Origin of the sequence: Chitinimonas sp. (assembly GCF_041904975.1) — a bacterium.
In the GTDB taxonomy this organism is placed as follows: Bacteria; Pseudomonadota; Gammaproteobacteria; order Burkholderiales; family Chitinimonadaceae; genus Chitinimonas.
In genome coordinates this window covers 480-4,573 of sequence record NZ_JAYRLZ010000316.1, presented here as the reverse complement: position 1 = coordinate 4,573, position 4,094 = coordinate 480, and the positions used below count along the sequence as shown (strand labels likewise).

Annotated in this window: 4 protein-coding genes; all 4 read left to right on the top strand. The window is 60.1% G+C overall.

The genetic code is table 11. From position 1 onward, the window contains the following. Positions 1–825: HD-GYP domain-containing protein (locus ACE3OH_RS19790; protein WP_374357218.1), on the top strand; the 825-nt coding region annotated here is incomplete at its 5' end. Between the two features lie 93 nt (positions 826–918). After that, a protein-coding gene (gene prfB, locus ACE3OH_RS19785) for a peptide chain release factor 2 (protein WP_374357216.1) occupies positions 919–2,012 on the top strand; the annotation gives its coding sequence in 2 pieces (ribosomal slippage) (positions 919–996 and positions 999–2,012; 1,092 coding nt in all). A 60-nt stretch (positions 2,013–2,072) separates the two neighbouring features. Further along, entirely contained in the window at positions 2,073–2,432 is a 360-nt protein-coding gene (locus tag ACE3OH_RS19780) for a GxxExxY protein (protein ID WP_374357214.1), read from the top strand. Between the two features lie 64 nt (positions 2,433–2,496). Next, positions 2,497–4,002, top strand: a complete 1,506-nt coding sequence (gene lysS, locus ACE3OH_RS19775; RefSeq protein WP_374357212.1) for a lysine--tRNA ligase — start codon at positions 2,497–2,499, stop codon at positions 4,000–4,002. Positions 4,003–4,094 lie beyond the last annotated feature (92 nt).

Genomic DNA, 4,094 nt, shown 5'->3' with positions numbered 1-4,094 from the left:
GTCCATACCCATCTTTCCCTGCGTAGCGCCCAGCAGTTTCTGAAAAACCAGAACCGCTATCTGGAACATCTGGTCAGCGAGCGTACCCGCCAGCTGATGCAGATGCAGGACGCCACCATCCTCGCAATGGCCAGCCTCGCCGAAACCCGCGACAACGAAACCGGCAACCATATTCGCCGCACCCAGAACTATGTTGCCGCGCTGGCAAGGGCGCTGCAGAACCATCCCCGCTTTTGCGAGACCCTGACCGAGGAGAATATCGAGCTGCTGTACAAATCGGCACCGCTGCACGATATCGGCAAGGTGGGCGTGCCCGATCGCATCTTGCTCAAGCCCGACAGGCTCGATGCGGACGAGTGGGAGATCATGAAGCTGCACACCCTGTATGGCCGCGACACCATTTTGCAGGTGGAGCACCATCTCGGCGCCAGCAACAGTTTCCTGACCTTTGCCCGCGAAATCGCCCACTACCACCAGGAAAAATGGGATGGCAGCGGCTATCCGGAGGGTCTGGCCGGAGAAGCCATACCATTGGCTGCCCGGCTGATGGCGGTGGCCGATGTGTATGACGCACTGATTTCCAAGCGCGTGTACAAACCTGCCTACAGCCATGCCCAGGCGCTGGCGCTGATGCAGGAAGGGCGCGGCAGCCATTTCGACCCCGATGTGCTCGATGCCTTTGTGGCGATTGAAGCCGAGTTTCTGGCGATTGCCGAACGTTTTCGTGATACGGAAACCACGGCAGAGGAAGTGCCCAGCCCCGATTCGGGCAAAGACTCCAGTGAGCTCGCGCTACGCGACCCGGTCAATGGCACGCGCAGCTAGCTTGCCCGCCCCGCGCCATGCTGATCGGCGGCAAATTGGCGCCTGATTCCGGTATAATCGCCGGTTTTCCAAAGCATTTTTGCCGGGGCATTCATGGAAGCCGAACAGCTCAATCAGATTGAAAACACCATCGCCGACCTCGCCGCCCGCGGCGACGAGCTGCGGAGGTATCTTTGACTACCCTGGCAAAAAAGGAAGTCGCGCGGCTGAGCGAAGACCCGGAGCTGTGGAACGACCCCAAGCGCGCCCAGGAAATCGGCAAGGAAAAGAAGGCACTGGAAGCCGTTGTGCTGGTGCTCGACGAGCTGTCGCAAACGGTGGCCGACAGCCGCGATCTGTTCGATATGGCCAAGCCCGAGGAAGACTGGGGCACCATTGAATCGGTAGCCAGCGATCTGGCGGCACTGGAAGTGAAGGTGGCCGATCTCGAATTCCGCCGCATGTTCAGCAATCCGATGGACCCCAACGCCTGCTTTATCGATATCCAGTCGGGCGCTGGCGGCACCGAGGCACAGGACTGGGCCGGCATGCTGATGCGCATGTATGTGCGCTATGGCGAGCGCAAGGGCTTTACCGTCGAGGTGATGGAAGAGAGCGAAGGCGAAGTGGCCGGCATCCAGAGCTGCACGCTGAAATTGAGCGGCGACTATGCCTATGGCTTCATGCGCACCGAGACCGGCGTGCACCGCCTGGTGCGGGTATCGCCGTTCGACTCCAATGCGCGTCGCCATACCTCGTTCTCGTCGGTATTCGTCTACCCGGAAGTGGACGACAGCATCGAAATCGAAATCAACCCGGCCGATCTGCGCATCGACACCTTCCGCGCTTCCGGCGCTGGCGGTCAGCATATCAACAAGACCGACTCGGCGATCCGTATCACCCACTTGCCCACCAATATCGTGGTGCAGTGCCAGAACGACCGCTCGCAGCACCGCAACCGCGACGAAGCGATGCAGATGCTCCGCGCCAAGCTGTACGAAGCCGAACTGCGCAAACGCATGGAAGCACAGCAGGCACTGGAAGCCGGCAAATCCGACATCGGCTGGGGCCACCAGATCCGCTCCTATGTGTTCGACCAGAGCCGGGTGAAGGATCTGCGCACCAATGTGGAAGTCGGCAACGTCAAGGGCGTGATGGACGGCGACCTGGATATCTTTATCGAAGCCAGCCTGAAACAGGGTGTGTAATTTTTGAAGTCAACACCTGTAGACACAGAGCACACCGAGAGCACAGAGCACACAGAGAACATGCTGAGTGAAACCATCATCGGTGCGGCAATCGAGGTACATAAAGCACTCGGACCGGGCTTGCTGGAAAGCGCCTATGAAGAGTGCCTCGATTACGAGCTCCGTCTTCGCGGCTTGCAGGTGGCGCGGCAGGTGTTTGTGTCGCTGGACTATAAAGCGATCCACATTGAAAACGCCTTCAAACTGGATTTGTGGGTAAACCGGGAAATCGTCGTCGAACTGAAGGCAGTCGAACATTTTCTGCCCTTGCATGAAGCGCAGTTGCTTACCTATCTGCGCCTTAGCCAATGTAAGACCGGCTTATTGATCAATTTCAACAGCAAACTACTGAAAGACGGGATACGCAGACTGTCACTGTGATTTTCTCTGTGTGCTCTGTGTCCTCCCGCCTTTCTCTGTGTCTACAGACTTGAGGTTTTACGCCATGAACGAAGAACAAAGCCCCATCACTCTCGACGATAACCAGCTGATGGCCGAGCGTCGTGCCAAGCTTTCCGAGATCCGCAAGCAAGGCATTGCCTTCCCGAATGACTTCGAGCGCAAGCATCTGGCGGCGGATCTGCATGCCCGCTATGGCAGCGCCGAGAAAGAAGCGCTCGATGCCGACGCAGTCGAAGTGGCGGTGGCTGGCCGCATGATGCTCAAGCGGGTGATGGGCAAGGCAGCGTTTGCCACCTTGCAAGACGGCTCCGGCCGCATCCAGCTGTATATCACCCTGGACAAGGTGGGCGAAGAAGCCCTGAACGGCTTCAAGACCTGGGACCTCGGCGATATCGTTGCCGGCGTCGGCACCCTGATGAAGACCAAGACTGGCGAATTGTCGGTGCAGGTCAGCCAGATCCGCCTGTTGGCGAAGTCCTTGCGCCCCCTGCCGGAAAAATTCCATGGCATGACCGACCAGGAAGCCAAGTACCGCCAGCGCTACCTGGACCTGATCACCAATGAGCAAAGCCGCCAGACCTTTGTCCACCGCAGCAAGATCGTGCAGAAGGTGCGCGAGGTAATGGTGGGCGAAGGCTATCTCGAAGTGGAAACGCCGATGATGCACGTCATCCCCGGCGGCGCGGCAGCCAAGCCCTTTACCACCCATCACAATGCGCTCGATATGCCCTTGTTCCTGCGTATTGCGCCGGAGCTGTACCTGAAGCGTCTGGTAGTGGGCGGCATGGAGCGGGTGTTCGAAATCAACCGCAACTTCCGCAACGAGGGCATGAGCACCCGCCACAACCCCGAATTCACCATGATGGAGTTCTACGAGGCCTATAGCGACTACCGTCGCATGATGAGCCTCACCGAGCACGTCATCCGCGAATCGGCGCGCGCCGTGCACGGCCATGCGGTGGTGGAATACCAGGGCAAGGTGGTCGATCTGTCCAAGCCCTTCGAGCGCCTGACCGTGGTGCAGGCCATCCTCAAGTACAACCCGCACTACACCGAAGCCCAGCTCAACGACCGCGTCTGGCTCAAGGCCGAGATCGAGCGCCTCGGCGGCAAGCTGGTGGTGACCGATGGCTGCGCCGGCCTGCAGTTCAGCCTGTTCGAGGAAACCACCGAGACCAAGCTGTGGGAGCCAACCTATATCATCGACTACCCGATCGAGATCTCGCCGCTGGCGCGCGCATCCGACAGCCGCCCCGGCATTACCGAGCGTTTCGAGCTGTTCGTGGTGGGTCGCGAGCTGGCCAATGGCTTCTCCGAATTGAACGATCCGGAAGACCAGGCCGAGCGTTTCCTCGACCAGGTACGGCAAAAGGATGCCGGCGACGATGAAGCCATGCATTACGACGCCGACTATGTGCGCGCGCTGGAACACGGCATGCCACCGACCGGCGGCTGCGGCATCGGCATCGACCGCCTGGTGATGCTGCTGACCGACGCACCCAGCATCCGCGATGTGATCCTGTTCCCGCAGATGCGTCGCGAGGACTGATCCTCCTGCCGTGGCGCCCCCCCGCAAAGGGCGGCCCGGCGCCGGACCGGCCCGTAACCGGCGACCGCCGCGGCCAGCGGCGCCGCCCGGGG